At 64.9% G+C, this 24,005-nt stretch carries 25 protein-coding genes; 16 read left to right on the forward strand and 9 right to left on the reverse strand.

Annotated elements, in window-relative coordinates:
- The first annotated feature begins 15 nt into the window (after positions 1-15).
- Positions 16-417, forward strand: coding sequence for a tellurite resistance TerB family protein (locus SynRS9909_RS05295; protein WP_038000718.1), 402 nt, complete (start codon positions 16-18; stop codon positions 415-417).
- 77 nt (positions 418-494) lie between these two features.
- Here the strand turns inward: SynRS9909_RS05295 and SynRS9909_RS05300 are convergent, their stop codons facing one another.
- Positions 495-899, reverse strand: a complete 405-nt coding sequence (locus SynRS9909_RS05300) for an AbrB family transcriptional regulator (RefSeq protein ID WP_007100077.1) — start codon at positions 897-899, stop codon at positions 495-497.
- A 530-nt stretch (positions 900-1,429) separates the two neighbouring features.
- The gene (locus tag SynRS9909_RS05305) at positions 1,430-1,873 is read right to left on the reverse strand and encodes a hypothetical protein (protein ID WP_007100075.1); all 444 of its coding nucleotides are present in this window, start codon (positions 1,871-1,873) and stop codon (positions 1,430-1,432) included.
- Between the two features lie 48 nt (positions 1,874-1,921).
- Here SynRS9909_RS05305 and SynRS9909_RS05310 point away from each other — a divergent pair, with 48 nt between their 5' ends.
- The gene (locus tag SynRS9909_RS05310; RefSeq protein WP_007100074.1) at positions 1,922-3,307 is read left to right on the forward strand and encodes a sodium:alanine symporter family protein; all 1,386 of its coding nucleotides are present in this window, start codon (positions 1,922-1,924) and stop codon (positions 3,305-3,307) included.
- Positions 3,308-3,316: 9 nt separating this feature from the next.
- Here SynRS9909_RS05310 and SynRS9909_RS05315 read toward each other — a convergent pair whose 3' ends face one another.
- On the reverse strand, positions 3,317-3,619 hold the full coding sequence (locus tag SynRS9909_RS05315) for a hypothetical protein (protein ID WP_038000716.1): 303 nt from the start codon (positions 3,617-3,619) through the stop codon (positions 3,317-3,319).
- Between the two features lie 162 nt (positions 3,620-3,781).
- Here SynRS9909_RS05315 and SynRS9909_RS05320 point away from each other — a divergent pair, with 162 nt between their 5' ends.
- A complete protein-coding gene (locus SynRS9909_RS05320; RefSeq protein WP_007100072.1) occupies positions 3,782-4,384 on the forward strand; it encodes a peroxiredoxin in 603 nt (200 codons plus the stop codon).
- A gap of 61 nt (positions 4,385-4,445) precedes the next feature.
- Here SynRS9909_RS05320 and SynRS9909_RS05325 read toward each other — a convergent pair whose 3' ends face one another.
- Both SynRS9909_RS05325 and ftsH read right to left on the reverse strand, forming a co-directional pair.
- Complete coding sequence (locus SynRS9909_RS05325; protein ID WP_007100071.1) at positions 4,446-7,298, reverse strand: UPF0182 family protein; 2,853 nt, start codon at positions 7,296-7,298, stop codon at positions 4,446-4,448.
- A 13-nt stretch (positions 7,299-7,311) separates the two neighbouring features.
- A complete protein-coding gene (gene ftsH / locus SynRS9909_RS05330; RefSeq protein ID WP_007100070.1) occupies positions 7,312-9,075 on the reverse strand; it encodes an ATP-dependent zinc metalloprotease FtsH in 1,764 nt (587 codons plus the stop codon).
- Positions 9,076-9,203: 128 nt separating this feature from the next.
- On the opposite strand from ftsH, the gene rpmF reads away from it, so the two are divergent.
- Positions 9,204-9,380 carry a 50S ribosomal protein L32 gene (gene rpmF, locus SynRS9909_RS05335; RefSeq protein ID WP_007100069.1) on the forward strand — a complete coding sequence of 59 codons (177 nt, stop codon included), beginning with the start codon at positions 9,204-9,206 and terminating at the stop codon, positions 9,378-9,380.
- 8 nt (positions 9,381-9,388) lie between these two features.
- Here the strand turns inward: rpmF and SynRS9909_RS05340 are convergent, their stop codons facing one another.
- From SynRS9909_RS05340 to SynRS9909_RS05350, 3 genes are read right to left on the reverse strand one after another with little or no spacing between them, the layout of a single operon-like run.
- Positions 9,389-10,345 carry a hypothetical protein gene (locus tag SynRS9909_RS05340; RefSeq protein ID WP_007100068.1) on the reverse strand — a complete coding sequence of 319 codons (957 nt, stop codon included), beginning with the start codon at positions 10,343-10,345 and terminating at the stop codon, positions 9,389-9,391.
- Positions 10,335-10,670, reverse strand: coding sequence for a DUF565 domain-containing protein (locus SynRS9909_RS05345; RefSeq protein ID WP_038001442.1), 336 nt, complete (start codon positions 10,668-10,670; stop codon positions 10,335-10,337). Before SynRS9909_RS05345 ends, SynRS9909_RS05340 begins: the two co-directional genes overlap by 11 nt.
- Complete coding sequence (locus tag SynRS9909_RS05350; RefSeq protein WP_038001438.1) at positions 10,670-11,446, reverse strand: HAD-IA family hydrolase; 777 nt, start codon at positions 11,444-11,446, stop codon at positions 10,670-10,672. Before SynRS9909_RS05350 ends, SynRS9909_RS05345 begins: the two co-directional genes overlap by 1 nt.
- Before the next feature lie 69 nt (positions 11,447-11,515).
- On the opposite strand from SynRS9909_RS05350, the gene recJ reads away from it, so the two are divergent.
- Together recJ and SynRS9909_RS05360 are read left to right on the forward strand one after the other, a co-directional pair.
- Positions 11,516-13,420: a single-stranded-DNA-specific exonuclease RecJ gene (gene recJ / locus SynRS9909_RS05355; RefSeq protein WP_038001435.1), complete on the forward strand. Its 1,905-nt coding sequence runs from the start codon at positions 11,516-11,518 to the stop codon at positions 13,418-13,420.
- Entirely contained in the window at positions 13,417-14,784 is a 1,368-nt protein-coding gene (locus SynRS9909_RS05360; protein ID WP_007100064.1) for a chloride channel protein, read from the forward strand. Before recJ ends, SynRS9909_RS05360 begins: the two co-directional genes overlap by 4 nt.
- On the opposite strand, the gene psb30 is transcribed toward SynRS9909_RS05360, so the two are convergent.
- On the reverse strand, positions 14,763-14,870 hold the full coding sequence (gene psb30, locus SynRS9909_RS05365) for a photosystem II reaction center protein Ycf12/Psb30 (RefSeq protein ID WP_007100063.1): 108 nt from the start codon (positions 14,868-14,870) through the stop codon (positions 14,763-14,765). The genes SynRS9909_RS05360 and psb30 overlap by 22 nt on opposite strands.
- A gap of 108 nt (positions 14,871-14,978) precedes the next feature.
- On the opposite strand from psb30, the gene SynRS9909_RS05370 reads away from it, so the two are divergent.
- From SynRS9909_RS05370 to SynRS9909_RS05415, 10 genes are all read left to right on the forward strand, one after another.
- Positions 14,979-15,344, forward strand: a complete 366-nt coding sequence (locus tag SynRS9909_RS05370) for a YkgJ family cysteine cluster protein (protein ID WP_007100062.1) — start codon at positions 14,979-14,981, stop codon at positions 15,342-15,344.
- Positions 15,337-15,681 (forward strand): TMEM165/GDT1 family protein, encoded by a 345-nt coding sequence (locus SynRS9909_RS05375; protein ID WP_007100061.1) that lies wholly within the window; start codon positions 15,337-15,339, stop codon positions 15,679-15,681. The genes SynRS9909_RS05370 and SynRS9909_RS05375 overlap by 8 nt, the downstream gene beginning before the upstream one ends.
- Before the next feature lie 6 nt (positions 15,682-15,687).
- Complete coding sequence (locus tag SynRS9909_RS05380; protein ID WP_186593796.1) at positions 15,688-16,014, forward strand: TMEM165/GDT1 family protein; 327 nt, start codon at positions 15,688-15,690, stop codon at positions 16,012-16,014.
- Positions 16,015-16,102: 88 nt separating this feature from the next.
- Entirely contained in the window at positions 16,103-18,364 is a 2,262-nt protein-coding gene (locus SynRS9909_RS05385; RefSeq protein ID WP_186593797.1) for an RNB domain-containing ribonuclease, read from the forward strand.
- Entirely contained in the window at positions 18,348-18,986 is a 639-nt protein-coding gene (locus tag SynRS9909_RS05390; RefSeq protein WP_007100058.1) for a flavin prenyltransferase UbiX, read from the forward strand. Before SynRS9909_RS05385 ends, SynRS9909_RS05390 begins: the two co-directional genes overlap by 17 nt.
- Positions 18,983-19,486: a hypothetical protein gene (locus SynRS9909_RS05395; RefSeq protein WP_007100057.1), complete on the forward strand. Its 504-nt coding sequence runs from the start codon at positions 18,983-18,985 to the stop codon at positions 19,484-19,486. Before SynRS9909_RS05390 ends, SynRS9909_RS05395 begins: the two co-directional genes overlap by 4 nt.
- A gap of 45 nt (positions 19,487-19,531) precedes the next feature.
- Positions 19,532-19,936: a DUF2996 domain-containing protein gene (locus SynRS9909_RS05400; RefSeq protein ID WP_007100056.1), complete on the forward strand. Its 405-nt coding sequence runs from the start codon at positions 19,532-19,534 to the stop codon at positions 19,934-19,936.
- Positions 19,937-20,010: 74 nt separating this feature from the next.
- Positions 20,011-21,096, forward strand: a complete 1,086-nt coding sequence (acsF, locus tag SynRS9909_RS05405; protein ID WP_007100055.1) for a magnesium-protoporphyrin IX monomethyl ester (oxidative) cyclase — start codon at positions 20,011-20,013, stop codon at positions 21,094-21,096.
- Positions 21,097-21,185: 89 nt separating this feature from the next.
- Entirely contained in the window at positions 21,186-22,601 is a 1,416-nt protein-coding gene (locus SynRS9909_RS05410; RefSeq protein WP_007100054.1) for a TldD/PmbA family protein, read from the forward strand.
- Position 22,602: 1 nt separating this feature from the next.
- Positions 22,603-23,994, forward strand: a complete 1,392-nt coding sequence (locus tag SynRS9909_RS05415; protein WP_007100053.1) for a TldD/PmbA family protein — start codon at positions 22,603-22,605, stop codon at positions 23,992-23,994.
- Positions 23,995-24,005: the final 11 nt, after the last annotated feature.

Here is a 24,005-nt window from a genome sequence, read left to right on the forward strand (position 1 = left end):
CAGGTTCTGGTGCCCATGGATAGCTCCAAAGCATTCGCCGCCATCGCCCTGGCCGCTGTGTCCTGGGATGGAACGCTCACGCAGGCAGGCTCACGCAGCTTGCGTCATGCACTCGACTATCGCCAACCCTTTGCCACCTACCCCGCAGGCAAGATGGTAAGCCTCATGGATGAGTTGCTGCAGGCGCTCAGGCAACAAGGTGCGCAACGGTTGATGGTGACAGCTTCAGAAGCCCTCAATCCGCAGCAACGACGCACGGCCTATGCGATGGCAGCGGAAATCATGCGCTCCGATGGTCCCTATCAGGATGATGAGCTGAACATCCTCAGCAATCTCGCCGAGGTCCTGATGGTGGATGCACGGCTCACCAACGAGATTCAAAGCACCATGAACCTGTTGCATGGCGAGCTGGGGTGAGTTCCGCCATAAAAAAACCGGTCAACCTGGGAGGCCGACCGGGAGTCTGTGAGGCTTCAAATCCGAAGCTTGACGCTTCAGGCTGCGCTCACCACGTCGCCGGCATCGCCCTCGTTGGCGTCCTCATCCACGGCACCCATGGGGATCAGTTTGATCTGCTTGCGACCCAGCTTGATTTCGAATTCATCGCCGGGTTCGAGATCGAGCATGACCGTGTAGGCCTTGCCGATCAGCAGATTGCCGTTGCCCTGCACCTTGGCGATGTAGCTGAGTTTGCGACCCCCTTTGCCGATCCCCTTGCTCGGAGCATCACCGAGGCTGACGCCTTTGGCCTCCAGAAGCGCTTCGTAGAAAGCAGTGAAATTCAGGCGCTCACCGCCGTCTTTTTTGGTGCTCACATAGCCGCAGGCGCGCACGAGATCCGATTTGGACACGTCGCTGAGTTCCTTGACCTTGGTGAGCAGTTCAGATCCGGTGAGCATGGCAACAGGTGAGTTGTTATGTGCAACATAACAGACAATCGCGCCGCTGCCGATGCAAGGAACAATCCGGGAACGACGCAGTCCTGGTCGATCGAGTTGGCCCTTTTCAATGCAGGAAGCTCCGGATGATGCGATCGCTGCGTGCTGATCTGGCGCCGGCGAAGGCGTTGCGAATCCGATCCGATCCCAAAAACAGCCTGAAATCTGGGCCACTCCGCAGTGCTGCGCGGCATGGTGCAGAGATCGGAGACTGCCATGTTCACGATCGAACGGATGTCGCCAGCGGGCTGGACGGCTGAAATCGAATGCAAGACTGAATTTCGCGCCTTCTTGAATGCCCGCACCAAGTGCATGGCCACCGGCCAGGTCTATCGCGTGATCACCGGCGATGGTGATGTGGCTTGCGTGATCACGCTGGAGGAGTGCAGACGCCAATTTCAGGCCCGTTGACGCTTGTTCTGTCTGTCGCTGACCTGATGTTTCTTTCACGCTGCAGCGCATGGCGGCATGCTCTGGTTCTAGCGGTGCCGTCAGGGGCAGGCGTCGTTCGCCGCCTTGCGGAGAGCATCGGCCTGGCGAGCAGCCTCAGCGCCGTTGACGGTGAAGAACGGAACGTTCTGATCGTTGGTGTACAGCACGGGTTGGCTGGCCTTCAGATCCACCTCCGCCTGCCGCCGGCAGCGTGCATAGGCGCCGTAATCCAGTCGCATCCGCTGGCCTGGGCTTGGCGCGTTGGCACTGGCTTCAGCTCCCTGGTTGGCGAGGCTCTCCAGCTGCGGACAAAGCTTCAAGCGCCGTTTGTGCACCAGCTTGACTTCCTCCCGCCAGGCCTGACGCGCCCATTGATCCCGCTGCTCCTGAAGCCTGAGGCAGTGCTCGGACGCCTTGTTGGCGCCGATCGCCTCCGCCCCGAGAAGCCAGGCCAGGAGCAGGATCCAACGATTGCTTCGAGTGGTGACAGAACGAACGGACATCAGGGCGTTGCCGAGGCAAGGTGTGGGACTTGTTGAGGCTTTGCAGCGTTGGATGTTCTCAATGATTGGCTCTGGGGACGGGTGCTGATCGTCGCCCTCCTGGCGATCGGTCTGGTCTTGAGTGCACGCACCCGCTGGGTGCAATTTCGCTACTTCGGAGCGATGTTTGCACTGCTGGGCCGCGCCTTTCAACAGGAGGGCAATCACCTCAGCTCCTTTCAGGCGCTTGTGCTCAGCGTCGCCGGTCGGGTGGGCGGTGGCAACATTGCCGGAGTCGCTGTGGCCATCAGCCTCGGCGGCCCGGGTGCTGTGTTCTGGATGTGGGTCACCGGTTTGATCGGCATGGCCACCAGCTTCTTTGAATGCACGATCGCCCAGGTGTTCAAAATCGCCGAGGTGGATGGCACCTATCGAGGCGGACCGGCGTATTACATCGAGCGCGGTATCGGCCTGCGCTGGATGGGCCTGCTTTTTTCTCTGCTGTTGCTACTCACCTTCGGCCTTGGTTTCAATGCGCTGCAGTCGTTCACGGTGGCCAGCGCCCTGGCCGACACCTTTGGCGTTCCACCCTCCATTAGTGGTGCGACGCTCATGGTGGTGCTGGGCGTGATCATCTTCGGGGGGGTGCGGCGGATCGCCGAGGTGGCGGAGGTGGTGGTGCCGTTCATGGCGATCGGCTACTTCCTGCTGGCGCTGGTGTCGTTGGTCATCCATGCCAGTGAAATTCCTGGCGTGTTGGCTGAGATTGTGCGGGGCGCCTTCGGGTTGAAGTCAGCCCTGGGTGGGGGGATCGGAGCGGCGGTGATGTTCGGTGTCAAACGCGGTTTGTTCTCCAACGAAGCCGGTCTCGGCAGTGCCCCCAACGTGGCGGCTGTGGCGTATGTGAAGCATCCGGTGGAGCAGGGGATCATTCAGGCATTCAGTGTGTTCATCGACACCATCGTTCTCTGCAGTTGCACCGCCTTTCTCATCCTTGTGACGCCCTTGTATCAACCGGATGGCGACGCGGTGGCGGTCACCCTCACCCAACAGGCGATGGGCTACACGATGGGCTGGTGGGGACAGGCCTTCATCACCGTCGCCCTGGTGTTGTTTGCCTTCACGTCCATCATCTACAACTACTACCTCGGTGAAAATGCTCTGAATTACTTCAGTGATTCCAACCAAACCCTGTTTCAGGGGTTGCGATTCGTCACCCTGGTGTTGATCATCTGGGGGGCCAGTCAGGACCTTGCCACGGTGTTTGGTTTTGCTGATCTCACCATGGGGCTGCTGGCGTTGGTGAATCTGGTGGCCTTGGTGATGTTGATGCCTGTGGGATTAAGGATTCTCGCCGATTATGAGCGGCAGCGTCTCACTGGTTTGAGTCCCAGCTTTGTGGCGGCTGATCATGACCATCTGGGCATCGATCCCCGCAGCTGGCCGTCGGGCTGAGGCGGAACCTCAGCGCATCTCGATGGCGTTGAGGCGTTCCCGGAAGGAGCGTGGGGTGTCATTGGTGTCGTTGGCCTGGTTCGACAGCAAGGGGTCGTTAGAGCCTGATTCCAGGGCATTAGGTCGTCGGTACCCTCGGACCGACTGGCCCCGATGGGGCATCGCCTTCAGGGCAAGCTCCTGGGTTTTCGGATCCCGGTTGAGGGGCTGATTCTTCAGTTCACTGCGCACCTGGTTGAGCAGGCGGTAATGGCCAGTGCTGCTGAACTTGCGGAGCAGGGCCTGATCCCAGGCCATCGAGCGTTTCATCATGGTTTCACTGTAATGGGGCCTTCCGGCTTGCCGTACACCAAAGGACCGCAGCAGCGCGGTTGACCGTGATAAATTGTCAGGAGCAACTGGAAGTCGTTTCGACTTCGACTTGGTTTCGATTCAGTCCTGGCGCTCCCGTTGCTGCACCTTCGCCCCCTCATCATGACCGCCAACGGCTGCCTGCGTGTGGGCCAACAGGCCCCTGATTTCACCGCCACCGCAGTGGTTGACCAGGAGTTCAAGGAGATCTCCCTGTCTCAGTACCGCGGCAAGTATGTGGTGCTGTTCTTCTACCCCCTCGATTTCACCTTCGTCTGCCCGACGGAAATCACCGCCTTCAGCGATCGCTACGCTGATTTCTCCAGCAAGAACACCGAAGTGCTGGGCGTGTCGGTGGACAGCCAGTTCAGCCACCTCGCCTGGATCCAGACCCCCCGCAATCAGGGTGGTCTGGGTGACATCGCCTATCCCCTCGTCGCTGACCTCAAGAAAGAGATCGCCAGCGCTTACAACGTGCTCGATGAAGAGGAAGGCGTTGCCCTCCGCGGTCTGTTCATCATCGACCCCGAAGGCGTGATCATGCACGCCACCATCAACAACCTGCCCGTGGGCCGCAACGTTGATGAAACCCTGCGTGTGCTCCAGGCCTTCCAGTATGTGCAGTCGCACCCCGATGAGGTCTGCCCCGCCAACTGGACCCCTGGCGAGAAGACCATGAAGCCCGATCCCGTCGGTTCCAAGGAGTTCTTCGCAGCTGTCAACTGACAGACGCCTGCAAGTCGTCTTGATGTCTGAAGCACTGCAGCCGCCCCACGGGGCGGCTTTTTCATGAGCGCGACAGCTCCTGCACCAAAGCCCCTTCCACCCGTCCGGTCATCAGGGCATTCAGGCCTTCAATCAGATTCGCGGCCATCGCCACACGACTGCCATCACTCACCACCACCCGGGTCAGGGTCGGCAGGCCGCCACGACGGGCCCGCAGATACACCGGCTCCACATACAACAGAGCATTCCCCAGGGGGACCACCAGGAGATTGCCCTGCACCACCTCCGATCCGGCCCGATCCCACAGTCCGAACTGTTGACTGATCGCCGGGTTCTGATTGATCAGGGCCTGGATCTGTTCCGGACCGAAGATCGGCACGTCGGAGGGGAAGCGCAGCAACACCAGCTCGCCGTAGTGCTCATCGTCGCTACGGGCCGCCAGCCAGGCTGAAAGATTCGGGCGGGCCAGGGGGGTGAGGGGCTGCAACAACAGGAATTCCGACGCTTCATTCGCCCTCAGTTGGGCTGTGATGTGATACGGAGCCACAGGAATCTGCTGCTTGCCATAGAGCTCCAGCGGCACCTGCCACACGTCATCGCCGCTGTAAAAGATGCGCGGGTTGGTGACGTGATAGCGAAGTAATTGCTGCACCTGAAGTTCAAACAGACTGGGCGGCACCATCAGATGCTGTCGCAAAGTGCTCGGCAGAGCGCTGATCGGTTCAAACAGCTGGGGAAACAGGCGCTGCCAGCCCCGCACGATCGGGTCGTTCGGTTCCTGCACGTAGAGATGCACGCTGCCGTTGTAGGCATCCACCACCGCTTTCACCGCATTGCGCGCATAGCGCAGCGGCCGGCCATCGGGAAGACTCGAGGCGTAGGGATAGGTGTTCGACGTGGTGAAGCCATCGACAATCCAATATTGATGTTGCTCGCTGTCGTATCCGCTTGTGTCCGCCGGGATCGGCACCGACACCAGATAGGGTTCACCCCAGAACTGCAGAAAGGGCGCCAGGGCCTTCACCCGGCTTTTCACATCCCGGCGCAGCAACAGCCGGGATTCCGAGGTCAAGGAGCCGGTGTTCAGCAGGCGCGGTTCCTTGAGATACACCGCTGCTGCGACGCGATCCAGGCCGGTGCGCAGAGGCACCCCGGCAGCTCCGGAGTAGTGGTTGTAGATGTTGCGATCGCCTTCGGGGAAATCAAACTCCTCCACCGTCGTCGGTGCCACGGCGTAGGGCGATGGCAACAACCCGAAATAGAGCGCGGCCCGGCCGATCGGCACATGCTCTTTCACGTCGGCCGCGCTGATCTGCAGGGCGGGGTTGCCTTCAATTCGGGTCGAGAGACCCAGATCGCTGATGAAATACTCCGGCAGGCCATCGGCAGCCCGGGTGTTCACCGGGCTCATTGTGAAGCCGAAGCCATGGGTGAACACGAAATGGCGGTTCAGCCAGGTGCGGGAGCGATCGGGCAGGGAGGCCTGATCCAGCTCCCGGGCCGCCAGGATCACCTGCTGGCGGCTGTCGGTGTCGTTCTGGAGTTGATAGCGATCCACCGCCGCGTTGGAAAAGCGGTAGTACACCCGCAGCTGCTGCAACTGGCGGTTGGTGGCCAGCAGCGGTTGGCTGTCCCAGAGGCGGATGTTGCGCAGGGTGCTCGCCCCTTTCTCCAGATCGGCCGGTTGCAAGCGCGGGGAAGGATTGATCTCCCGGCTGCTGATCGCGTCGAGTTGAAAGGCCCGCCGGGTGGCGGCAATCGCCCGCTCCAGATAGGGCGTTTCCAGCATCAGTTCCCGCGGCTTCACGACCAGCCACTGCATCGGTGGCACCAGCAACAGTTCCGCCAACAGCGCCAGCGCCGCCACGGTTGCCACGATCAGACGCAGGCGTCGGCGCCGGATTGCCCCCGGGATCGGCACCACCAGCACCGCCAACAGGGCAAAGGCGATCGCTGCCAGTTGCCGCAGGGGCAGCACGAGATGCACATCGAGCCAGCCGGCGCCAGCCACCACGCCATCCTGCGACCAGAGCAACTGATGGCGTGACAGCCAGAGCAGGGCCGCGAACAGCAGGCACACCAGAGCGAGCAGGGGGCGCAACCGTTGTCGTTCCGCCCGGTTGAGGCCTGGAAAGGCCCAGTCCGTCAGTCCGGGGATGCGGCTGAGACGGGCCCAGAGGCTGGTGCTCAGGGTGAGCAGCAGTTGGATCAGCAGCAGTTCCAGGCCGAGGGCGATCGCCGAATAGCGTCCGAGGCCGAAGCTCACATCGGCGCCGAGCAGGGGTTCGCGTTCGCCCAGGGATGGGATCGTCAGTGCCAGCGCCCAGAGCCCCCAGGCGCGCCCCGCAGTGATGCAGAGGCAGATGCTGCCGAGCCCCTGGGCCAGCTGAAGGCCACCCTTCGGCCTGAGGCCCAGCCCCAGGCTCATACTTAGGAGCACCAGGGCCACGCCGGCCGGCCAGCCGGGCTGGATCGGCACGCTCCACCACTGACTCAGGGCAAAGGGATCGACCAGGGCCAGCCAGGTGAGCCGCAGCGCCATCGTCAGACTCGAGGCCGCCACCAGCAGACAGGCGGTGAGGGCGAGTCCGTAACGCCAGCCCTGCAGCGCCCACAGTCCCGGAGTCGTGGCCTGCGCGATGGCCTGTCTGGGGTGGGGTTCAGGCTCGGCGAGCCGCAACCAGCGCCGGCGCCACAACCACGTGGTAGCGGCGAACAGGGCGGCGCCAGCGAAGGCGAGGGTCTGGAGCAGCCAGCGCAGAGCAAGCACGCTCTGCAACTGGAACTGGCCAAACCAGGCCCATTCGATCCGCAGCCGCAACAGCAGCCACACCAGGAGCAGGGCCAGAACAGTCCATGCACCGACTCGCAGGGCTCCAGTCCCCTTCCTGATCAGCACCCGCCGGCCGCTCAATGACCCAGCTCAACTACCCAACGGTAGGGGCGGTGGCGGTTTCGTCGATGCCTGCAAGGGCGAGAAAGCGGTCGGTGTGCAGGGTTTCCTCTTCGATCAGGGCCTCCACCAGCCGATCCATCACCTCTCGCCGACAGCGCAGCAGCGCAATCGCCCGATCCAGCGCCGACTGCGCCAGCTGGCGCACCTGCAGATCGATTTGTCGACCTGTGCTCTCGGCGTAGTCCGGACGGGTCTGGATCAGATCGCGGCCGAGAAAGACCTCATGGCCCGCCCCCTCGAGAGCCACCGGCCCGAGGCTGGAGAAGCCGAAGCGGGTCACCATTTCCCGTGCCAGTTGACTGACCATCTTCAGATCGCCCGAGGCTCCCTGGGTCACTTCGCTGAGGCCGAAGACCACAGTTTCGGCGGCCCGACCACCCAGCGCCACCACCAGGCGAGCCTGCAGGGTGGCGCGGCTGATCAGGCCGGAATCGAGTCGCTCTTCATCGGGCCAGAAGCGGGTGAAGCCGCCCACGCCGCCACTGCGTGGCAACAGCGTCACCTTGTCGACCTTGTCGGCATGGGGGGTGAGCGCCGCCACCAGGGCGTGGCCGATTTCGTGATAAGCAATCAGGCGTTTCTTGGCGCTGTCCTGCAGCGGTGCGGCGGTGAGCCCCATCGTGATCCGCTCCAGGGCGGCCTCGATCTGGGCATCACCGATCGCGCTCACTTGTTGCCTTGCCGTGAGGATCGCCGCCTCATTGAGCAGATTGGCCAGGTCGGCGCCGGAGAAGCCGGGGGTGCGCCGGGCCCAGTCCTGCAGCGAGACCTCTGGAGCCAGGGGACGGGTGCGGGCATGCACCCCCAGGATCGCTTCGCGGCCCTTGCGATCGGGAAGATCGACGTGGATGCGCCGATCAAAACGGCCCGGGCGCATCAGGGCCGTGTCGAGCACATCAGCCCTGTTGGTGGCCGCCAGCAGGATCACACCGGAGTTGTCGGCGAAACCATCCATCTCGGTGAGCAGCTGGTTGAGCGTCTGCTCCCGCTCATCGTTTCCGCCGCCGATGCCGGCGCCGCGTTGACGCCCCACCGCATCGATCTCGTCGATGAACACGATGCAGGGAGCTTTCTCTTTGGCCTTTTTGAAGAGATCGCGCACCCGGCTCGCGCCCACGCCCACAAACAGCTCCACGAATTCGGAGGCGGCCATCGAGAAGAACGGCACCCCCGCTTCACCGGCGATCGCTTTGGCGAGCAGGGTCTTACCGGTGCCGGGAGGTCCCACCAACAACACGCCGCGAGGGATCTTGGCGCCGATCTGAATGAAGCGTTCCGGTGTCTTCAGGAAGGTCACCACCTCCTGCAGTTCTTCCTTGGCTTCATTGATGCCGGCCACATCCTCAAAGCGGGTCGTCACCTCCTCCTGGGATTTCACCCGCGCCTGGCTGCGACCGAAGCCCATGGCGCGATTGGCCACCTGGGCGGAGCGGCGCAACAGCAAGGAGAGCCCCACCACGATCAGGGCGATCAGGGCGAGATTGCCGGCCAGGCCTGCAAGGGCCTGCTCCTGGCGCACATCTTTCACCGTGAGCGGGATGCCGGCCGCTTCGGCGGTGCGCAGCACCTGCTGGTCGTTGGCAAAGATCGGCACGTTGGTGGAGCGCCCATCCGGGTAGTGCACGATCACCTCGCGCCTGGCGGGAACGAGCTGCAGATCCTTCACCTTGCCGGCCTTGATCTGGCTGAGAAGCTCGCTGTAGGTCGGTGGCGGCTCGGGCTTGAAACGTGCCAAGGGATCTGCACGCTGTGCGGGGTCCGGTTGACCTGAACTCACGGCAACACTGCGTTGGCGGCAGCCTAGCGATTTGACGGAGAGACTCTCGGCAGGAGAAGATCATCGTTTGGCAGAGATCGCCGGCGATGGCCGTACCCAAGAAGAAAACCTCCAAGAGCAAGCGCAATCAGCGCCACGCCGTGTGGAAAGCAAAAGCGGCCACCGCAGCCCAGCGGGCCCTCTCGATCGGCAAATCGGTGCTGAGCGGTCGTGCCCAAGGCTTCGTGTACCCCGTTGATGAATCAGCCGAAGCTGACGCCTGATCGCTTGATCATCTGAGCTGCACCTCACGAACCCGGCGGGTTTCCGTGAGGTGCACCACCACGGCCACATCCCTCGGGTTCTGCAAGACCGTTTCAGGGATGGCTGTTTCAATCATCCGCACAAAACCCTCCAGTTCCTCTGCAGGCAAACGGATGCCGGTGCGCTGTTCCATCGCCCGTTCCTGCTCTTCCTTCCAGCGGCGCGAGGCGCTGGGGGAGGGAGCCTTCAGGTGCCAGAGGTCGTCGAGGCGATCCCAGATCGGCTGGTAGTGCACCAGCTGGTTCAGGGCCTGTGCACGCCCCTGTCGTTCGGCTTCGCTCAACGCCAAGGCGCTGATCGCCTCGAAGGACTCCGTCGAGGCATGACCCGGGCAGGCGCCGAGAAACCAGCCCTCCAGCAGCACCACCTGGGCGGTTTGCTGCTGCCAACCGCTGCGGTCGCCCCGGCCTCCGCGCAGCGATTTTTCAAATTGCGGCATCCTCAGCTCACCGCTGCGCCGCCAGCGCTCCAGGCTGGCGTTCAGCAGCTCCAGGTCATGGCTGCCCGGCAGGGCGCGGGGTACGCCCCAGGGGTTCCCGGCCATCGCCTGCTCCAGCTGCTCCCCCGGCCAGTAGAAATCGTCGATGGAGACCACGGCCACCGGGAGGTCCAGGTCGGCTGCGGCGCTGGCCAGCCACCGCGCCAGGGTGCTCTTGCCGCAACCGGGAAGGCCGCTCAGCCCGACCAGGCGGCGCTCCCCAGCACGGCAATGCCGCTCCAGCGCCGTGAGCAGGGGCAGGGCGATGGCCCAGACCCATGGCTCCGCCACCGGGTGGCCCCAGGCCTGGTGCTGAAACGCTGCGCCACCCCGTTGCTGCCAGCGCTCGAGCCAGCGGCCTGCATCCCCCACCTCCAGGGCCGTGAGCAGGTCCGCCAGTCCGGGAACGGCATCGATGGCGAAGGCGGGCTGGTGTTCAGGACCCAAGTTTGTACGCCTCCAGCACCACGGCATACACCACGCCGATGCGCAGATTGTCGAGGGCGAGCCAGGCCAGGGGCCAGGGTTCCGCCTGAACACGGGTGCGCAGCCGCACCATCACCTCGATCATCGCCACCAGGCCGAGCACCACCAGCGGGCGCTGACCGATTTTCTCCAGGTAGTAGCTGGTGAGGTTGTTCCCCAGAAAAAAGCCGATCAGCAGGGTGAGCACGCCCACACTGCGCCGACGCCACGGCCCCACAAAGCTCAGCAGCACGTGGTTGCCCAGGCGTTCCTGCAGCCGTTCGTAGCGGGTGAGCTGCGGCACGATCAGTTGCCGTCGGCCAGAAGGGACTGCAGATACTCCAGCGTCACCACCCCGCTCGGGCAAGGGGGGCCTGACCATTGCCGCGCTGGGGCCTCCATCTCGCCGAGATGCTCAAAAGCGGCTGGATGGGATGCAGCGGCTGGCGCACCGTTGCCGAGCCTGGCGTGCAATCGCTTCTCCCAGGGGGAGGGGGTGAGCAGGCAGCGCAAGCCCGCCGCACTGGCGGAGCGCAGCCCCGCCTCGGAATCCTCGATCGCCACCACGCCATCGCAGTCAACACCGCTGCGTTCCAGGGCGAGTTGATAAGGGGCCGGATCCGGCTTGGTGGCGGCGACATCATCGGCGCTGATCAGGCCCGCGAAGGGATGGCTCTCCGCAGCAAAGACCCCTGTCAGCAGGGCGTGCACCGAGGCAGCGCCGCTGCTGGTGACGATCCATTGCCTCACCCCCGCCTGTTGCAGCGCTGCGATCAGGCGCGCCACCCCAGGCCGCAGAGCGATCGCGCCGCTGCGGGAGCGCGCCAGATAGTGCTTCTGTTTCAAAGCGCGCAACTGGTCGAGACGTGTGGCCTCCAGCGCTTCCCCCCGCTGGGCGGCGTAGGCCTCTATGCGCTGCCGCCCCCCCGCGATCGCGAGCAGCTCGGCGTAAAGGGTTCGGTCCCAGTGCCAGTCGAGTCCGGCCTCGCGGAAGGCGGCATTGAAGGCAGGGCGATGCCCCTCCAGTTCGGTGTCTGCCAGGGTTCCATCCACATCCCAGAACACGGCCTGCAGTTCAGCCACTTGGATTCCCCCGAATGGAAAGCCAGCTTGAAGCAGGACCCACAATGCAGCCATGTTCAGGCGTGGGCCTTGGCTGCAGCAACCCAGGGATCACGGCATCCACAGGTGTGGCAGCTGCCCCCCGCCTGCGGTGAGGATCCCCTCGCGGCTGTGCCCCTGCCCCTGCCGCTGCGGGCGGTGCTGGCCAGGCGCGGCCTGGACCGGGCCCAGGTGGAGGACTTGCTCCAGATGCCGCCTCTGCCTGAGGCCACCGAGCACTTCCCCCAGCTCGCCGTTGCGGTCCGTCGCCTGCGCCGGGCCTGTGATGGCGCTGAAGCGGTGGCGATCTGCGGCGATTACGACGCCGATGGCATGACCAGCACCGCCCTGTTGATCCGGGCTCTCCGCGCGCTCGGCGCCAATCCGGTGGCGGCGATCCCCAGTCGCATGGACGATGGCTATGGCTTGAACCCGGGCATGGTCGAGCGCTTGCACGGCGAGGGGATCCGCCTGTTGGTGACGGTCGACAACGGCGTGTCCGCCGCTGAAGCGCTGAAGGCAGCAGCCCAACGAGGCATGGAGGTGATCCTCACGGACCACCACACCCTGCCCTCTCCGCCACCGGAGGCCCTGGCGTTGATCCATCCGGCCACCACCCCCGAGGCGTCGCCCTATCGCGGTCTGGCCGGGGTGGGGCTCGCCTATGTGCTCGGCCATGCGCTTGCCCAGGCGATGGGGCGGCCGGAGGCGATCGAGACGGCGCGCGATCTGTTCTGCGTTGGCACCATCGCCGATATGGCACCGCTCACCGGAGCCAATCGCAATTGGTTGCGCCAGGGTTTGGCCACGCTCCATCGCAGTCGTTGCGAGGGGCTGCGCGCCCTGCAGCAACTCGCCGGCCTGGAGGAGACGCCCCTGCGCGCCGATGCCATCGGCTTTCAGATCGCGCCCCGGATCAACGCGGTGGGCCGCCTCGGCGATCCGCGCCTGGTGGTGGAGCTGCTCACGGCCGATGACCCTGGGGAGGCGATCGAGCTGGCCCGTCAATGCGATGCCCTCAACCGGCAGCGCCGGGAGTTGTGCGATGCGATCGAGGCGGAGGCGCTGGCGCTGTTGGATGCCGATGGCGACAGCCTGGCGCCGTTTCTGCTGCTCGCCCAGGGGCATTGGCACCATGGCGTCATCGGCATCGTCGCTTCACGCCTGATGGAGCGCTTCCAACGCCCGGTGGCCCTGCTCGCCGGGGAGGGCGATGGACGCTTGCGCGCCTCCGTGCGGGCACCGGAGGGGTTTGCGGTGGATCAGGCGCTCACCAGCTGCGCCGAGCACCTCGAGCGTTTCGGCGGCCATCCCGCTGCGGGGGGGTTCACGGTGCGGGCGGAGGCGGTGCATGCGCTGCACGCCCAGCTCAACGGCCTGGCCCTGGCCTGGCAGCAGAGCCAGCCCCTGGGCCAACCGGTTCGCCCGGAAGCGCTGCTGGCGCTGGACCAGATCGATCGTCGTTTCTGGCAGCACCTGCTCGCCCTGGAGCCTTTCGGTGTGGGCCATCGCTCCCCCGTGTTCTGGGCGCGCGACTGCCAGGTGCTCGAGGAGCGGCGCTTGCGCGGCGGCCACCTGCGCCTGAGCCTGCGCCAGGGTGAGGCCCGGTGCGAAGGAATCGCCTGGCGATGGGACTCGCCCGGTCCCGTCCCCGAGCGCCTGGATCTCGCCTTTCGCGTCGGTCTGAACCGCTGGAACGGTGAGGAACGGTTGCAGTTGGAGATCCTGGCCTTGCGCCAGCATCACGCCGAGATCCGTCTGCAACGCGCCAAGCAGATCTATGTCTGCCGGCGCTGTGGTGAGCAGCAACTGGAGCTACGCAACCCCTCGGGTGATCGGATCCGGGCCCATCGACGGCCGGATGGCGCCATCCGCAGCGATGACTGTCGAGCCGACCATGCCTATGTGGCCGGACTGCTACAAGATGCGGCCATCGGACTCGGCCTTCAACCATGAGCCTGGATACACGACGAAGCAAGGGGCTCTTCCCGGGCCTGATCGAGAGCCCCGCTTCGGCGCTTCCTTCGCTCATCCGTCACCTGATCGGCCTGATCGTGGTGGGCCTGCTCATCGGCCTCGCCTGCTGGCCCCTCAATCTCACCGACACGGTGCAGGACCAGCTCTATCGCCTGTTTCCCACCCGCCCCGATCGCCCCTGGAGCCTGGTGGGCGTGCTGTTCGCCCTGATGCCGATCGTGGTGATGCCCGTGCTGCTGCTGCTGCAGCGTGGCCCCTGGAAGGACGGCGCCGGTTCAGGGATTCCCTCCACCATGAACGGCCTGGAGGACCCCAGCAAACTGCCGAAGGCGATGGCGGCGGCAGGAACGGTGCAGCGGGGTGTGCTCTGGGGCATCGCCACCGTGGCCATGTTTCCGCTCGGTCGGGAAGGTCCGGTGGTGCAGTTCGGTGCCGCTGTGGCCCGCGCCGTTCACAAACGTCTGGCGGGTTGGTTGCCGAGCCTCACCGAGCGACAGATGGTGGCGATCGGCGGCGGTGCCGGCCTGGCCGGTGGTTTCAACACACCCTTGCTCGGGGCGGTGTTCGCCCTGGAGGAACTCACCGCCGACTATTCGATCGTCACGCTTTGGCCCGCCCTGGTGATCAGCGTCTCCGCTGCCGGTTTCAGCCACTGGGGCGGTGAACCGATCTTCGGTCTCGGTGTGATCAACGTGATGGTTCCAGAGGAGGAGCAGCTGTTGATCGCCCTGCCGGTGGGGCTGGTGGGCGGCCTGGTGGGCGGCTTCTTCAACAAGGGGCTGGTCTGGGCCACCAGCCGGTTGATGGAGGTGGTGAAGCGCCGGCCGATCCGCGTCGGTGTGCTGCTCGGCGGGGGGCTGGCGCTTCTGGCGCTGCTCAGCTGGGGCACCAGCAGCTCCGATGGCGAAGCGCTGATCCGTCAGCTGATGGATGAAGGACTCCCCAACGCCGATCCCGCCGGCGGACAGTTTGCGGCGGGCTTCACCAGCCTCTGGATCATCGTGGTGCGCGTGATCGCGCCGATGATCGCCCTGGCGCCAGGGGTGCCTGGCGGTCTGATCGACCCCTCACTCACGTTCGGGGCTGTCGTGGGCTACACCGTCTGCGCCGTTCTCGGCGTCAGCCAGCATCTCGGTATTGCCCTCGGCATGGCAGCGGGGCTGGCGGGAGCGACCCAGCTGCCCTTGGTGTCGATTGTGTTTGCCTGGCGACTCACCGGCGACCAGCAGCTGTTTGCCGGTGTCGTCCTTGCCGCTGTGATCGCTGCCTATGTGGGCCGGCTCGTAGCGCGCCAGCCCGTGTATCACGCCCTCGGCGCGCTTCAGAGGGCGCCGCGCCGGTAGAAGAGGATGAAGATCACGGCGGGGCCTGCCAGCGTGATCAGGGCCAGGGCAGCGAAGTTGGCGATCAAGTGGAAATCGATTCCCATGGGATGGCGCGGTGAGGCGGTGCAATCGTCGCATCAGGCTACGGGGCCTGCAGCCTCGAGCCAGCCCGCTCGGCCTGCCACTGTGATGGCTTGTCACAGCGACCGCTGATGCTCGATGGATCCGGCACCTGGCGCTGTCTCCACCAGTGCGGAGCGTGCTGCCGTCTCGCGCCGGAGGAACGGCCGGAGGCCCTGGAGGTCCTCGATGACGCCCAGCGTCAGCTCTATTTGGAGATGGCCGGTCCGGATGGCTGGTGCCGGCACTACGACAGCGGTGGACGTCGCTGTCGGATTTATGAGGAGCGCCCGGACTTCTGTCGCGTCAGCAACCTCGCCGATCTCTTTGCGGTGGAGGCGAGCGACGCGGAGGCCTTTGCGATCGCCTGTTGCCGCCAGCAGATCCGCTCCGTCTATGGCGGCCGAAGCCTGGAACTGCGTAAGTTCAATCGATTGTTGCGAACAGGCGATGAGTGAGCCCTCCGTGTCCGCCGGCGACGAGGGGCTGTCGCTGAGCTTCACCGCTGTGATGCTCAGCACCTTCACCACCGTCTTTCTGGCGGAACTGGGTGACAAGACCCAGCTCGCCACCCTGTTGCTGTCGGCCCAATCCGGACAGCCCTGGCTCGTGTTCGTCGGAGCGGCCCTCGCCCTGATCAGTTCCAGCCTGGTGGGGGTGCTGGTGGGCCGTTGGCTCTCACGCATCCTGCCGCCGGAGCGGCTTGAGCAGATGGCCGGTCTGTTGATGGTGGGTCTCGGTCTGTGGCTGGGCGTGCAGGCGGTGCAATCGTTGCTGCAGGCGGAGGGCCTCTGAATCGCCATGGACATCACCCTGCTTCTCTCCACCTTCGTCACCGTGTTCCTGGCGGAGCTGGGCGACAAGACCCAGTTGGCCACCGTGGCGATCAGCGGCACCTCGAATCGCCCCGTCGCCGTCTTCATCGGCTCCGCCAGCGCCCTGGTGCTCGCCAGCCTGATCGGTGCAATCGCCGGCGGCTCGATGGCCAGTGTGATCCCGGCGGATCTGCTGCAATTGCTCGCTTCGATCGGTTTTCTGGTGATCGGCCTGCGGTTGCTCTGGCCCCTCTTGCAGAACGTCACCAGTCCGGCCGCCCTGAGCGATGACGAGGCGTCCCCTAAAGTCTGAGTTCACCAGGATGGCGCTGCATCGTCTCCGGACACGTCCCGGGTGATCGTTCCCCCGGCCCTGAAGGCCGGTAAGCCCACGTTCCACGATGAAATTCACGGTCGCTGACCTGCTCGACCAGCTCCCAGCCGAGGGATCCATCGACACCGGCACCCTGGAGAAGATCTTTCGCCTGAGCAACCGCTCCGAGAAAGACAGTCTCCAACTCGCCATCACTGGCCTGGAAAAGATCGGCGTGATCAGCCGCGCCGGCGACGCTGCTGTGCAGCGTTCGGAGGATGAGGGGTTGATCGAGGCCCGTCTGCGCTGCAGCAGCAAAGGCTTCTGCTTTGCCATCCGTGAAGACGGTGGCGAAGACATCTACATCCGTGATCACCAGCTCAACCACGCCTGGAACGGCGACCGGGTGCTGGTGCGGATCACGCGGGAGGGCGGGCGACGTCGCTCACCGGAGGGTGGGGTGCAGTGCATCCTCGAGCGCCAGACCACCAGCCTGTTGGCCCATCTCGATCAGCAGGACGATCGCTGGGTGGCGCTCCCCCTCGACGACCGCCTGCTGGCCACGATCGAAGTGCCGGAGGGCACAGAGGAGACCTCGGCGCTGGTGGAGGTCAAGGTCGACCGCTACCCCGTGGCCCAGTTCCCCGCCCGCGGCCATGTCGCGCGACCCTTGCCTCTCGATGCCGGCCCTGCCGGTGATCGCGATCTGCTGCTCACCAAGGCGAATCTGCATGAGCGACCCGAGGCCCCGCGCAGCAGCCTCAAGGCCCCCAATGCCAAGAAGCGCCACGATCTCACCGCCCAGCCGGCGCTGCTGTTGCGCAGCTGGCGCGCCGAATTGGCCCCGGACTTGCCCGCCGTGCACGTGGAACCCCATGACGGCGGCACCCGGCTCTGGATTCACAGCCCCACCCTGGCGGAACGGCTTAGCCCAGGGAATGCCCTGGATCTCTGGCTGCGCGATCAGGCTGAAGCGATCTGCCTGGGTGATGTGTGGCAGCCCCTGCTCACCAGGGCGCTGATCGACGCTTCCCGCTTTGCGGTGGGTGAGGCCCAGGACGCGATCAGTGTGCGCCTCGATTGCTCCGCCGATGGTGAGCTGCGCGACTGGTCGTTCTGCCTCAGCCGCATCCAACCCGTGGCCTGCGTTGACGCTGAGGCGCTTCAGGCCCTGGCCGCCCGCAAGCCGAAGGCGCGCACGGTGCCCGCCGTGCTCAAACCGATCAAGGATCAGATCGGTCAGCTGGAGACGCTGCTGTTCTGCGCCCGTTCGCTGCAGGTGGATGCCCTCCGCCGTGGTGGCATCGAACTGGATCTGCCCGCCCCTGAGCTCGAGAGCCTTGGTGATCTGCGCGCTGCCTGGCCCGATGCCGGTCGCCACGCCTGGCTGCCCCCCCTCAATCCGGAGGATCCCCAGGCGATTCTCTCCCTGCTGCTGGAGGCCGCCGCACGGGCTTGGGCCCTGCATCGCCAGGACCTGAAGCTGCCTGGCTTGGAGCTGCGGCCCCCCGAGGCCGATGCCTCCAGTCTCACCGATGTGGCCAAAACCGCCGTCGCCCTGGAGCTTCCCCTGGAGCTGGATGACGAGGGCAGTCCCGCAGCTTCGGAGCTGGCGGAGGTCTTCCGCGACAGCCCCTTCCGGCGCGTGTTGGATCAGCAGCTGCGCCAGGCCCTCCCTGACCCACTGTTCACGCTCGCCCGCGGTGAGGAGGCCGAGGAGAGCGACGCGGTGGAGGCCGATGCGGTGGAGGCGGCCATCGCGCCCTGGTGTTGCCCCACCCTGCAGGTGGCCGATCTGATCAACCAGCAGGTGATCGCCAGCCTTCTTCTCGATGGCAAGGATCGTCCCACCGTGCGTCACAAAGACAAGGTGCCGCTGGGGGATCGTGGCGTCGGCGCTCGGATCGACTGGCCCTTGTTCACCCAGAGCCTGACCCAGAAGGTTCATGACTGGTTCAGCGATCGGCTGGTGCAGCGGCTGAATGCGCGCCGTCGTCAGGTGACGGATCTGCAGCGGGACGTGGTGGCGATGATGCAGGCCCGCAGCTGCGAAGCCCTGGTGGGCCAGGAGCACAGCGGCGTCATCAGCGGTGTGCAGAGCTATGGCTTTTTCGTTGAGATTCCGCCGTCGATGGTGGAGGGGCTCGTGCACGTGAGCTCCCTCAACGACGATTGGTACAAGTACCGCTCCCGTCAGAACCGCCTGGTCGGGCGCCGCCATCGGCGTCGCTTCCAACTGGGCGACACGGTGACGGTGCGGATCCTCAAAGTCGACGTGCTGCGCAACCAGATCGATCTGGAGGTGGTGCCCGAATCCCTGCAGCCGCTCCCGGATGACGCTGACGTCTGAATCCCGCCAGGACCCTCCTTATGTGCTGGCGGTGACCGGGGCCTCGGCCCAGCCGCTGGCCGAGCGCTCCCTGCAGCTGTTGTTGCGCAAGGGCCGCCAGGTGCATCTGATTCTGAGTCGCGGTGCCCATGAGGTGTGGACTGCGGAAACCGGGGTGAGCATTCCTGTCGATCCCGAGCAGCAGCAACGGTTCTGGCGTGAGCGTCTTGCCGTGGACACCGGCGCTCTCACCTGTCATCGCTGGAACAACCAGGCCGCGAGTATTGCCAGCGGCAGCGTGCGCACCCGGGGCATGGTGATCGTGCCCTGCAGCATGGGAACGGTGGGCCGGATCGCCGCCGGGATCGCCACCGATTTGGTGGAACGCTGCGCTGATGTGCATCTCAAGGAGGGGCGCCCCCTGGTGATCGCCCCACGCGAGATGCCCTGGAATCTCATCCATCTGCGCAATCTCACCACCCTGGCGGAGGCCGGGGCGAGGATTGCCCCACCGATCCCGGCCTGGTACACCCAACCGAAGAGCCTCGACGACATGGTGGATTTCCTGGTGGTGCGCCTGTTCGATGGGCTGGATGAGGATCTGGCGCCGCTGCAGCGCTGGGGCGACAGCGACCCGCGATGACGGCATTGCAACGGCTGTTGCTGAGCGCTGGCCTGGCGCCGCTGCTGCTCATGGCCTTGGTGGCTGGGCTCAACCTGCGCCGGAGCGTGTCGTTGCGGGTGCTGGTGTGGCGTTCCCCCGCACTCCCGGTGGGGGCCTGGATCGCCATCGCCACCGGAGGTGGCTGTGCCCTGAGCTGTCTGGCGGGCCTGGCGTTGCAGCCTGGAACAGCGCCGCTGCAGCGGCAGGTGCATCGCCGCCAGGATGCCGATCGCCCTGAGGCTGGCTGGGCTGACATGCCCTGGCCGGGACCCGAGCCGCAGGCGAACCACCGCGCCACCCCTTTCCCGGAGCGCGACCTGCGTGATCCCGCTCCCACCGTTGCCGTGCCCTACCGGGTGATTCAGCGCGGAACGAAGCGCACCGCTGAAGCCAAAGCCGAATCGCCCACCGCGACGGCCGCCAGCGCTGCACCGCCTGATCACGACGACTGGTCTGCGGCATCCAGCGAAGACTGGTAAGGGGCTCCGCGCACTGATTACAGTTCCGCCAGCGATGAGCTTCCGGTGAGCGACACTCCAGCAGCGGCCACGCCCAAGCCCAAGCCTCCGAAGCTGGAGGACAAGCCCTTCGCTGCGTTCATCGCTGAAGATTTTCTGCCTGGTTTGCGCAAGGGCCTCGCCGACCATGGCCTCACCCCCACCAGCCTCGATCTGATCGAGGGGGAACGCCCCGTGGTGGGCGGTTCCTGTTGGATGGTCTGTGGTGAACTTCCTCCCGGCCGGCGCTTCTGGCTTTGCTTCAACGAAGCGGCGATCCAGTCGGGGAAGACGATCGCCCTGGCGGATCCCGGCACCGAACCGAGCCTGATCGAATCGTTTCTGATCGATGAGAAGCGCATCACCCTGCCTCTGCTGCTCTCGCGCCTGTTGCAGCGGCTGAATGGTCAGAAGTGGTTGGGAGGCAACTGAACAGTGACACGGCCCGGCGACGTCAACGTCAGGACGGCGCCACCTACGATGGCGCTCAGTGAAGATCAGAGTCGATGGTGCCTCCCACCGCTGTTTCGGAAGCCGCGCCCTCAGCCGATTCCGCCGTTGCCATCAAGGATCCGGTCAAGGACACGATCCTCACGCCCCGGTTCTACACCACCGACTTCGAGGCCATGGCCGCCATGGATCTCCGCCCCAATGAGGCGGAGCTCGAGGCGATCTGTGAAGAATTCCGCAAGGACTACAACCGCCATCATTTCGTCCGCAACGACGACTTTGATGGCGCCGCCGACAAGCTGGATCCCGACACCCGCAAGGTGTTCGTGGAATTCCTGGAGCAGAGCTGCACTTCGGAATTCTCCGGATTTCTGCTCTACAAGGAGCTGAGCCGCCGGATCAAAACCAAGAACCCGCTGCTGGCGGAGTGCTTTGCCCACATGGCCCGGGATGAGGCCCGCCATGCCGGCTTCCTCAACAAAGCGATGAGCGATTTCGGGCTTCAGCTCGATCTCGGCTTTCTCACCGCCAACAAGAAGTACACCTTCTTCAAGCCGAAATTCATCTTCTACGCCACCTATCTCTCGGAGAAGATCGGCTACTGGCGTTACATCACCATCTTCCGCCACCTCGAGCAGAACCCCGATAGCAAGATCTTCCCGATCTTCAATTTCTTCGAGAACTGGTGTCAGGACGAAAACCGTCACGGTGATTTCTTCGATGCCTTGATGAAGGCCCAGCCCGACACCGTGCGTGGGTTCACCGCCCGTCTCTGGTGCCGGTTCTTCCTGCTCGCCGTGTTCGCCACCATGTATGTGCGCGATGTGGCTCGCAAGGAGTTCTACGAAGCCCTTGGCCTTGATGCACGCACCTACGACCGTGTGGTGATCGACAAGACCAACGAAACCTCAGCACGGGTCTTCCCCGTGGTGCTCGACGTGAAGAACCCCCGCTTCTGGGATGGCCTCGAAGCCCTCGTGAGCAACAACGCCGCCCTATCGGCCGTGGATGAAAGCGCTGCGCCTGCACCGCTGAAGCTGCTGCGCAAGCTGCCCCATTGGATCGCCAATGGTGTGCAGATGGCGTCGCTGTTCCTGATGGCACCGGTGCGTAGTGAGGCCTATCAGCCGGCTGTGCGCTGATTCAGGCGGCTGTTCGCAGCGTCAGTTGCCCATAATTGACGCTGACGCAGACGAGGGGCTTGGTCGCTACCCATCCCGCTCCACTCCAGGTGGTTGGCCTGGATCCGCAACGCAGCCCGATTCAGGCCCAGCTCGAACACCTCCTCACCGAGGGGCGACGGGCTGGTGCTGATCTTGTTGAGGTGTTCCTCGAACGCACCGATCACATCGGCGTTCTGGCAGAACAGGATCGGATCACCAGCGTCAGCCCCTCCTTTTCGATGGGGGCCGGAATCCGGGTCTTCAAGGGAGGTCGCGACGGATTCGTGAGCACCGACGATCTCGGCGACGTGGGTCTGCTCAAAGCGCTGGATCAGGCGCTGGCGATGTTGGGGCTCGAGCGTTCCGCTCTGGCCTCCGCTGCCAGGTTTGAAGGCCTCCAGCCCTTGCGTGATTTCGCTGCTGTCAAGCACGACTGGTTGCAGCGATCTCCCGATCTGCGCACGAGCACCGATCGCCTGCTCGAGGGCACCGCTTTGCTGGAGCGCCTCGGACAGCACCTGGAGGTGCGCCGCGGCAGTTACGCGCGCGACTGGCAGGAGGTGCTCGTCGCCGCCAGTGATGGCACCTTTGCCCGCGACATCCGCCTGCATCAGTCCAGTGGCCTGAGCGTGCTCGCCGCCGATGGCGACCATCGCGCCAGTATCGGTCGCCGTTATGGCTCTTCGGATCGGCCCGACGATCTGCGCGAGTGGGACCTGAAAGCTTCGGCTGCGGAGGTGTGTCAGAGCGCCGCCACGATGTTGCGCGCCGACTACGTCGACGGAGGCCAGATGCCTGTGGTCTTGGCCAATCGCTTCGGCGGCGTGATCTTCCATGAGGCCTGCGGCCACTTGCTCGAAACCACCCAGGTGGAGCGCGGCACCACCCCCTTCGCAGACAAGGTGGGTGAGCTGATCGCCCACCCGGCTGTCACCGCGATCGATGAGGGCCTCAGTGCCGGCGCCTTCGGCTCCCTCTCCATGGATGACGAGGGGATGGAAGCGCAGCGCACCGTGTTGATTGAAAACGGGGTGTTGCAACGGTTCCTCAGTGACCGAGCCGGCGAGATGCGCACCGGCCATGCCCGCACCGGCAGTGGCAGGCGCCAGAACCACGGCTTTGCTGCCGCCAGCCGGATGCGCAACACCTACATCGCCGCCGGTCCCCACAAGCCTGAGGATCTGATCGCCTCGATCGACCAGGGGCTTTATTGCAAGTCGATGGGGGGCGGCAGCGTCGGCCCGACGGGCCAGTTCAATTTCTCTGTGGAGGAGGGTTACTTGATTGAGAACGGCAAGCTGGGCAAGCCGGTGAAGGGGGCGACCCTGATCGGTGAGGCCAAGGAGGTGATGCCACGCATCTCCATGTGCGCCGATGATCTCGATCTGGCGGCGGGATTCTGCGGCTCCGTGAGCGGCAGCATTTATGTCACCGTCGGTCAGCCCCACGTCAAGGTGGAGTCCATCACCGTCGGAGGCCGCTGAGATGACATCTTCAGCTCAGACCGCTCAGGCGGAGTTGCAACCGATTGATGTCGCCGCCCTGCGCGACCACCTGCAGAGCTACGCCAGCCGGGAGGGGATTCGCCAATGGGATCTCGGCGCCAGTCGCAGCACCAGCGCCTCGGTGCAGGTGGATCGCGGTGAGGCCAAACAGCTCAAGGCGGCCCAGCGCAGTTCGATCACGGTGCGGGTCTGGAACGACCAAGGCTTGGTCGGCATCACCAGCTGCACGGATCTGTCTCCCGCTGGGCTGGAACGGGCCCTCGCCGGCGCACGGGAGGCGAGCGCCTTCGGCAACAGCGAGGAGATTCCCGCCTTCTCCCCCCTCGCCAAGGCGCCCACGCCCGAGCTGGAGCGTCCGCTGCAACCGGCCCGCGGCATTCAGTCGCTTCTGCACACGCTCAAGGATGCGGAACGGCAGCTGCTGGCGCGCCACAGCGCCATGGACACCGTTCCCTACAACGGCCTCAGTGAGGGGTGCAGCGAGCGCCTCTATCTCAACAGTGAGGGGGCCCTGCGTCAGATGCAGCGCACCCAGGCCAGCCTGTACCTCTATGCCCGGGCGGAGGAGGCTGGCCGCAAGCCGCGCAGCGGTGGTGCCGTGCGCCTCGCCCTCGGCAGCGATCAGCTCGATGTGGCCGGTTGCATCGATGAAGCGGCCAACCGCACCATCAGTCATCTCGCTTACCAACCGATCCCCACCGGCCGCTATCTGGTCTGTTTCACCCCTGAGGCTTTTCTGGATCTGCTCGGAGCCTTCAGCAGCATGCTCAATGCCCGGGCGGTGCTCGATGGTGTCAGTCTCAGCAAGGCGGAGTCGATCGGTGAGCAGGTGGCCGTGCCCTTTCTCTCCCTTCACGACAACGGGCTCCATCCCGGTCATGTCGGTGCCGCCCCCTTCGATGGCGAGGGCACACCGACCCGGCGGCTCAGTCTGATCGAGCAAGGCCGCCTCGTCGGTTTTCTCCATTCCGAAGCGACGGCGCGTCATTTCGGCGTCGCGCCCACCGGTCATGCCGGCCTGGGTGCCAAGGTTTCGGTCGGCCCGGATTGGTTCGAAGTGGGCACCAGCGATGGCATGAGCAGTGGCAACAGTCATCTGCATCACGCCCGCAGCACCGACACGTTCGTGTTGATCGAAGGCCTCAATGCCCTCCATGCCGGTGTCAAGGCCAGCCAGGGCGCCTTTTCCCTGCCCTTTGATGGTTGGTTGGTGCAGGGGGGCGAACGGATCTCGGTGGAATCGGCCACCGTGGCCGGTGACATCCGCGAGCTGCTCAAGGCGATCGTGCATCTGGAGGAGCCGGTGGTCACCCACCAGGGGGTCAGTCCCCATGTGTGGGTGGAGGGCCTCGCCATCACCGGTGATGCCTGAGCGATTCCTCG

This window comes from Synechococcus sp. RS9909, from assembly GCF_014279595.1.
GTDB lineage: Bacteria > Cyanobacteriota > Cyanobacteriia > PCC-6307 > Cyanobiaceae > Synechococcus_C.

Bases quoted from the DNA above. Each gene is read 5' to 3' on its own strand.
- acsF (WP_007100055.1), top strand. From the start codon at position 20,011: ATGGTGCCTCCCACCGCTGTTTCGGAAGCCGCGCCCTCAGCCGATTCC.
- psb30 (WP_007100063.1), bottom strand. From the start codon at position 14,870: ATGGGAATCGATTTCCACTTGATCGCCAACTTCGCTGCCCTGGCCCTG.
- SynRS9909_RS05390 (WP_007100058.1), top strand. From the start codon at position 18,348: ATGACGCTGACGTCTGAATCCCGCCAGGACCCTCCTTATGTGCTGGCG.
- SynRS9909_RS05295 (WP_038000718.1), top strand. From the start codon at position 16: ATGGATAGCTCCAAAGCATTCGCCGCCATCGCCCTGGCCGCTGTGTCC.
- SynRS9909_RS05380 (WP_186593796.1), top strand. From the start codon at position 15,688: ATGGACATCACCCTGCTTCTCTCCACCTTCGTCACCGTGTTCCTGGCG.
- SynRS9909_RS05415 (WP_007100053.1), top strand. From the start codon at position 22,603: ATGACATCTTCAGCTCAGACCGCTCAGGCGGAGTTGCAACCGATTGAT.
- SynRS9909_RS05395 (WP_007100057.1), top strand. From the start codon at position 18,983: ATGACGGCATTGCAACGGCTGTTGCTGAGCGCTGGCCTGGCGCCGCTG.
- SynRS9909_RS05320 (WP_007100072.1), top strand. From the start codon at position 3,782: ATGACCGCCAACGGCTGCCTGCGTGTGGGCCAACAGGCCCCTGATTTC.
- SynRS9909_RS05375 (WP_007100061.1), top strand. From the start codon at position 15,337: ATGAGTGAGCCCTCCGTGTCCGCCGGCGACGAGGGGCTGTCGCTGAGC.
- SynRS9909_RS05370 (WP_007100062.1), top strand. From the start codon at position 14,979: ATGCTCGATGGATCCGGCACCTGGCGCTGTCTCCACCAGTGCGGAGCG.
- SynRS9909_RS05305 (WP_007100075.1), bottom strand. From the start codon at position 1,873: ATGTCCGTTCGTTCTGTCACCACTCGAAGCAATCGTTGGATCCTGCTC.
- SynRS9909_RS05385 (WP_186593797.1), top strand. From the start codon at position 16,103: ATGAAATTCACGGTCGCTGACCTGCTCGACCAGCTCCCAGCCGAGGGA.
- rpmF (WP_007100069.1), top strand. From the start codon at position 9,204: ATGGCCGTACCCAAGAAGAAAACCTCCAAGAGCAAGCGCAATCAGCGC.
- SynRS9909_RS05360 (WP_007100064.1), top strand. From the start codon at position 13,417: ATGAGCCTGGATACACGACGAAGCAAGGGGCTCTTCCCGGGCCTGATC.
- SynRS9909_RS05315 (WP_038000716.1), bottom strand. From the start codon at position 3,619: ATGATGAAACGCTCGATGGCCTGGGATCAGGCCCTGCTCCGCAAGTTC.
- SynRS9909_RS05300 (WP_007100077.1), bottom strand. From the start codon at position 899: ATGCTCACCGGATCTGAACTGCTCACCAAGGTCAAGGAACTCAGCGAC.